4 protein-coding genes are annotated in these 7184 nt (G+C 45.5%); 2 read left to right on the plus strand and 2 right to left on the minus strand.

The genetic code is table 11. The features are described 5' to 3' along the window. Nucleotide 1 precedes the first annotated feature (1 nt). The gene (locus ACO5JD_RS06005) at nucleotides 2–202 is read left to right on the plus strand and encodes a hypothetical protein (RefSeq protein ID WP_484988402.1); all 201 of its coding nucleotides are present in this window, start codon (nucleotides 2–4) and stop codon (nucleotides 200–202) included. Between the two features lie 531 nt (nucleotides 203–733). Here the strand turns inward: ACO5JD_RS06005 and ACO5JD_RS06010 are convergent. Together ACO5JD_RS06010 and ACO5JD_RS06015 are read right to left on the minus strand one after the other, a co-directional pair. Beyond that, complete coding sequence (locus ACO5JD_RS06010) at nucleotides 734–2248, minus strand: protein kinase domain-containing protein (RefSeq protein WP_484988404.1); 1515 nt, start codon at nucleotides 2246–2248, stop codon at nucleotides 734–736. A gap of 57 nt (nucleotides 2249–2305) precedes the next feature. Beyond that, nucleotides 2306–3547: an ATP-grasp domain-containing protein gene (locus ACO5JD_RS06015; RefSeq protein ID WP_484988406.1), complete on the minus strand. Its 1242-nt coding sequence runs from the start codon at nucleotides 3545–3547 to the stop codon at nucleotides 2306–2308. 651 nt (nucleotides 3548–4198) lie between these two features. Between ACO5JD_RS06015 and ACO5JD_RS06020 the strand changes: the two genes are divergently transcribed. Next, on the plus strand, nucleotides 4199–6946 hold the full coding sequence (locus ACO5JD_RS06020; protein ID WP_484988408.1) for a sigma 54-interacting transcriptional regulator: 2748 nt from the start codon (nucleotides 4199–4201) through the stop codon (nucleotides 6944–6946). The last annotated feature ends 238 nt before the right edge of the window (nucleotides 6947–7184 follow it).

Below are 7184 nucleotides of genomic sequence, written 5' to 3' on the forward strand. Positions count from 1 at the left end.
TATGAGTGACTTTACCGTTATCGTCTGTATTTTCCGTGTTGATGCGAGAGTACTTGTAGGTGCTCTTCGAGCGCGTTCACGTAGTGCTATTGCTACCTACAAGAGCGTTGTAGTTGTAGAAGCACTGAGAACTCCTAATGCCGCTCGTGAGCAGTGCCCAAGCCGCATCCACGTAAATCGTCGTGATGTTCTTGGAACCTGAGAAGCAGCGGAAGAGTCTGTGAGTGCACTCGGGTTGAAGTCCTAGAAGTCTAGGGACGTGAGTCCAGTGCGTGAAGCAAACGCACACCGTATCATTCAGACGTTTGCTAGGTTGCCCAGACCAGACGCCAACGTGATTGCGCTCATGCTATAGAACCAATAACACATGTTCAGCGAGGCCACATCTACTATGTCGGATGCGAAGGTGACGCCCATCATACTCGGTCTACTGTCGTACTAGGGCCTTGCACTCGCAGAGGAGTGACCTGCTGGATCCACCTCAAAGGCGTTCACGGGGTGCTTCCGATGGTACCTGCCTGCCATCGAGGTAGTTGAACTAAGCGTGCTGTCGGCGAGAAGGATGGCACGCGGCTTTAGACCGATGTCTCAGGATAGCGCCAGGATGGCGGTGGGGGCTGTCGCCCGGCTTGTAGATGATCGCAGCTCGTTCTGCCCGCGTATGGTGTTTCCCGATGCGCATGAAGTGCCCAGACTCGAGTACGCGGGTGTGACTAATTGGATATTAGGGTAATTAGTTCCTTAAGAGTTCTTCGAGCATGGGATCGATTCTGTTGATAAGGTGATCTTCGATAAGGTGCTGTATGCAGAACCTATTGACATCATGCGCCACATAGCGCACGATCTCGGCTGCCCGCTGTTTTTCGTCAAAGTCCACGTTGTCGCTGAGGAGCAACTCAGCGGCGAAGTAGGCAAAGTTGTCATTGGCTTCATAGGAGTAGCCGCAAGCCTCCCTCATTGAGTCCTCTATAAAGTTGAGAATAGTGTCAGCATTTTCCCGTGACTGTTCGCAATGCTTGAGCAGGGCTTCATGGAAACGGCTGACCGCGATGATGTGGTCACATAGCTTTCGGGGCGAAAGAGAGTCTATCCATTCTGCGATGTTGCGGTCGTATAATCCACGCTGGATCGACGTTCTCATTGAGGTCTCGTAATGCACTTCGTTCATTCGTTTTAAGGTTAGGGATACCGCTTCGAGAAGTTTATTTGCGTCATCGTAACGACGGCTGGGTTCCTTTACGGTGGCCTTTCGCGCTGGACCGCAGAGGACGTGATGTGTGTTGTCGGGTGACCCAGTCATTGTATAGTTGATGAGCTTTCCAAGTGAGTATACGTCGCTTTTAATATCACCTTTCCCGAGACTGCCAATGAGCTCTGGCGCAGCATAGGCGTAGGTTCCATAGTTGTTCGTGTTGGTTGTGTTGTATGAGTTCAGTGCGGTGAGGTCCTTACCGAGCCCAAAGTCTGATACTTTCATTTTGTCACCAACGAAGAGGATATTGCTGGGGGAGATGTCTCTATGACAGATGCCCTTCAGATGTATTCGAGCAAATATGGAAAGAAAATCTCGGACAATTGATATTCGAGTCTCATCGTTTAGAGAGGGCTGAAGTTCAAAGTAATCCTTTAGCGTTTGATTCGCACGTTCCATTGTGTATGAACAGGTATCGGAATCATAATCATAGACCTTAATCACACCTGGGTCGTCATGAAGCTTGGACATAATGTCGAATTCTCGCTTGAATCGACGCCGAAAACTGTCTTTTACCGCACTGTTAGGGTTCAGTTTCTTGACAACAAGTCCAGTAGATATTTGAAGATACGTAGTGGCAAACCCGCCTTTGCCTAGTTCGACCAGATCCGCATTTATCTTGATGAGTTTCGCCTTCTTATTGACTACATCTACTTTTGTCTGATCAGCTGCAAGTACCTTGTTAACCAGAGTGCGGGCCACGCACGAAGCTTTCTTCACCTCCGTTTCTGTACAGTCGAGATCAACAAGGAGATATTGCCAGCTAAGAATCACGGTAAAGAAAGTTGATAGAGCATTGCGACTTTCGAGTAGCCGGAGGTTTTGTACAACGTAATACCATCTTGAAGGGAAGGGCGATTGATAGACGTCAGAGAAGCGAAGTCTCTCGTTGAAGAATCGGACGAGTTCGGGGCCAGACTTCCTCGTGTAAGGTGTCTCCTCTGCATCACCATTGAAGATGTTCGCAATTTTGTGTAGAGTTTTTTCTGATAACACATTTGCCTGCTTTCAATAGAGTTTCGTGCATTGAAGATTGATCTTTTGGATGGATTTTTACTTGTTATCCAGAGCAGTATTCTGAAAATACTCAGCCAGACGCTCAATTTCTTCTCTGTCCTCGTCAGAATTGGTCCAACCAAAACCTATTTGTGCAGGATTGATTGAGCAGAAGGCGCCGCCAAGCCAGCCATTGGTCATCACTTCGATGATGCGCTTGTCGTAGACTTTCTCTAATCTAAAGTTACAAATCTTTGTTGCCGGGATAATCATACTGACGAGATTGTCTGAATAGCGTGGGACACCGATAACACAGATGCGTTCCCAGCCGTTGCCACCAAGTTCGCAGACGCAATAGACTTTTGTTCCTGGTACAAAGTGTCGAGTACCATGAACCAATCTATGCTCTTTACCTACGATGTTCTCGTCCACAATCTCGCCGACTAAACACCATGACCACGTTGGGACTACTGGCGCATTTTGTACTAGTTTTGCTAGTTTTTCATAGTAAATCTTGGTGTTGACTAACCTGGGCAAATCGGTGAATTGAGCATCAAAGAATCGCGTCATTCTCCAGTTACCATTTGAAGTCAGTGCAAAGTCGAATGCTGTGTAGGGCTTGGATTCTTCGAGTGCGAGGTTAATTAAATTATCAGGAGGAGGGGGAACTGAATTTATATTGGTTGTGTTGGTAGGAACTATATCAAGGATTCTGCCATCGAAGAAGAACGCTCGCCATTCTGCTGACGTGGATTCATGCTTTTGAAACAACACGCTATCAAAATCCCACCACGAGGCATGATGGACGCCGAGCATTTCTTTGACAGTTTCTATTATGTCATCAATCTCGCTGGCGTTGAAAGGAGGAGTGAATACCTTCGGTTTTCCATCTTCGGTCCAAACAGTTGCTGCATCTCTAACGATAAATGAACCGAGATTATTGAATACGGAAGTGGCAGGTGAATAATGTTCAGCATCATGCCCTAGCTTATAGGGTTTCACGCTATGCGGCATGTAGTCGCGCATGCTGTATGGTCCATCATCGTAGTAATTTACGGACCATAAGGAGTCGACGTTCCACAGGGTTGCATATCCAAAGTGTTTGAGCGCCTTTGTAAGCTGTTTGTATCGTCTATCTGAGGTCGGCAAACCTCTAAGCAGGCAAAAGGCACGTTTCGTGGGAGCTGGCGGAATTACAACAAGTGGATCTCCATGCAGATAGCCACATTCGTTGTATAGCGCTACGTTGAAACTACCCGATTCAATACATCCTCGATATTCGTCCTCATAACCAGACATCACCTTGCCTGTGCTTGGGCTATTCGAGGGGAATATAATGGTCAGTCTATCCACGGTACTTTGCTTTCAGATAGATGCCGCAACGATACGTCGCTACGGCATCCAAAATGATTGGCCTCATCGGGCCCCAACCATCTGGTCGGCGATTGAATTAACGGAGTTTACTTCTCGGCAGAAGAACCCACTTGTGTCATTATCCCATATTAAGGAGTCCACACACTCTTATATTGCTATCAGGGATTTACGAGACTTGCTATGCATCCGTATTTTGGATAGGTAAAGTTGAAAAGAGTGTCTGCAAGTAACTTCTCGACAAACTCTGGGGATGAGTCATGCGGTGCGCTTGTTAGTGTCGAGCCTGTCCTCGTACTTGGAGATAAGCTCGTCAATTGTATCAAGCTCAGCTGGATAAGAAAAAAGTATTCGAGATTGCACATCTAGTAGCATTGTCGCCGACAAGAACAGCAAGTCTTAAACTTGACTGCAATCTGTATGAGTCAATTGCACGTGCTGTGGTAATACTGTTGCGTTATGTGAATAGAGTTGCTTTACGTATTATATAAACCTTGTTATGCACCTTTGAATGGAGTCACGATTCTATTCTAGATCGGATTCGTCTTTTCTCTATTAAAAGGAAGGAACGACCAAACGATGGGCATGCCGGAAACAAAAAGTGAGGTCCTTTGGTACATTGAAAAGGCCACACGTAATCTAAATCCTGAAAGTACCGATGTCTTTACGACAAATAGGATTGCCGGACAATGCCACATTAGTCGCAATCTTGCGAGTCAGTATCTCAACGAGCTTGTACGTGATCGACTGGTAGTTAAAATTAACTCTCGTCCCGTTTTATATTTACATCGACGTGGTCTTGAACGTTATCTTCAGGCATCTATCAAATATATGGAATATAGTTCAATGCAAGAGTTGCTAGAAGAGTCTGGTGTTCCTGAGCGTCATGACTTTGAGAAGGCGATTGGTCGAGATCTTTCACTTAGCGTATGCATTGAACAGCTTCGAAGTGCCATCAGCTATCCTCCTAGTGGTCTTCCTGCTTTGCTTGTGGGAGCTCATGGCACTGGCAAGGCGTTTCTAGCACGTCTTACCTATGAGTATGGAATTAATAGTGGAATTCTTCCGCGTAGTGCGCGTTTTGTGGTAGTGGATTGTTCACGGTATGACGATAATGACTCCACAATAATGGCTGATATTTTTGGTACGGCGGAACGAACGGGAGCCGTACAACAAGCCGCAGGTGGCGTGGTGTACATTGAGCGCGTAGACCATCTTTCGCAAGCGGTAAATGAGCAACTACTTGGCTATATGACAGAGGATCGTATAGTTGTTCAGTCTAAAGTGGGTGGTGTGCCTCCTGCACGTTTCATTTTGGGAAGCTCGCGTTCACTAAGCAATAAAATTCTTTCAGCAATTTCACATCTCGTACCTGTCATCGTGTCGCTTCCTTCTTATGCAGAGCGAGGAGAATGCGAACGTATGGCTCTTGTTATGCATTATTTGCGTATCGAAGGCCAACGAATTGCGGCGGATATTGCTATTAGTAGGGGTGCCCTTCGTGCACTCACGGCTGCAAACTTTGACGAGAATATTAATGGCTTGAGAACAACTGTAACCAGTTGTTGTGCAGAGGCATATCTCAACCGTGATGCAGACAATCTGGTGATACATGTATATAATTTGCCAACCAATATCTTGACCGCCAATACGTCTCTTCCAGATGATGACCAGTTGGTTTCTGACAACAACCTTGCATCACTTGATCCTGCCGAACAATCGATGCAGTTCTTTCAACAAATGGTTGATTCCTATGACGATTTTAAAGCGGGCACCATTACGTTTGATGAATTGACGATTGCTTGTATTGAGGAGCTTCATGCTAGCCAAGATCTTCGTAACTTTGATGACGTAATCGTGAACCCTCGAATAGCCTCTTACGAACGTATTCTTACCCCAGTTATCGAGCAGGTCAATGAGGAGTATGGAATTGAATTGAGTCGCAAGGTTACACGATTGCTTTCGCAGGCTCTGGTAATGCAGTTGTGGGGTGGGGACCTGTTGACGCTGTGGCGCCGAAAATATCATGATGAGCTGTGCGATTTAGCATCCATATTTACACGTGACTCTCAGATTGCGACTGTTGTCGTAAATCAAATTTCAGCTCGGGTACGAACTATTTTGGGGACTGAACTTGACGAACTTACCAAAGTAATGCTTGAAATTGAGGTCATCGAAGCAATTGGTACCGACCCAACAAAGAGAGATTCTCTAGGTGTAGTTATCTGTCATGGGTATGCTACGGCGACAAGTATTGCCGATGCAGCAAACAGGATTCTGCATAAACGGGTCTATGAAGCGATTGACATGACGTATGACCAAGAAATCAAAGACATTATTACACCTCTTTCTCGCCTTTTAGAACGCTTTTCTTTTTGCGACCGCGTGGTGATTCTGGTAGATATGGGATCTCTCGAGCAGATAAGTGCTGCTATAACGCGTGACTTTAGGGGCAGTATGTACGTGTTTAACAATGTCTCGACTAGCTTGGCGCTTGGAGTTGGTAATGCGTTGTCATCAGATAGAGACTTTCAAGAGTTCTTAGATCAAAGTCTTGAGCTTTGTTGGCCAACATATCATGTAATCTGCTCATCCGAAAAGGATGATGTGATTGCATTTTGTTCTGAGGCTGGTAGCCGTGCTGCCGATAATATTAGGAAACTTGTTCAAGATAGTCTCCCTGAAGAGCTGCCTGTAAATTTGATTACATGCGACTATGATGAGCTTGCACGCAGTGGGGACCAAGCAGCAGTGTTTAATGCCCATCGCGTGCATGCATTAGTTGGAACTATGAATCCTGGGATTTTACAAGTACCCTTTATCCCCTTAGAAGACATTCTGTATTCTGGGTCATCTGAAGAGTTAGATCGTGTTTTATCTAAAGTATTGAGTTCTAAAGAAATGGTCGATTTTCACTCTCGTCTATTGCGAAATCTTACATTACGAAGTGCTGCAGAATCAATTACGATACTTAATCCAGAGATGCTTTACCTTGAAGCTGACCATGCAATGAGGGAACTCTCAAGATTGTCAGGCATTATGATTAATGACCGCAGAAGAATCGCGGTATATGTGCATTTGTGTGGCCTCATCGAACGTTTAGTTACTAAGAGTTTTGTGAACACCTATCCTGACGAGAAAAGCTTTGAGCAAAAAAATCACGAGTTTATCGATTGGTTCTATACCGCTTTCCACGATATGTGTCGTCGCTATAAAGTGGAGATCCCTGTATCTGAGATTGCTTATGTACACCACATGCTTACGCTAGACACTCTTGAGCATGGCGATGTGACTTGTGAGTTGAAAGTTACTCTCGAAGATGAGTAGATATACATAAAATAGAAAAAGCGACAAATCTGTTAGCGTTTTCATAGTGTCGAACTCCTGTGTCGATTTTAGCAAGTAATTCTTTCATAAGTTCATTTCCAAGTGTCGACAGAACGTTGCTTGTGGCGCAGTCACTTTTTGTGAAGCTTCCGCAGGTAACAGATCTGTACCCTGGTCTTAAATCCCCTTTTCCGCAGTACATTTTAGCAAAATAGGGCTTCTACCTGTGAAGGTGGCC

Source organism: Olegusella sp., assembly GCF_057238325.1.

Bases quoted from the DNA above. Each gene is read 5' to 3' on its own strand.
- ACO5JD_RS06020 (WP_484988408.1), top strand. From the start codon at position 4,199: ATGGGCATGCCGGAAACAAAAAGTGAGGTCCTTTGGTACATTGAAAAG.
- ACO5JD_RS06015 (WP_484988406.1), bottom strand. From the start codon at position 3,547: ATGTCTGGTTATGAGGACGAATATCGAGGATGTATTGAATCGGGTAGT.
- ACO5JD_RS06005 (WP_484988402.1), top strand. From the start codon at position 2: ATGAGTGACTTTACCGTTATCGTCTGTATTTTCCGTGTTGATGCGAGA.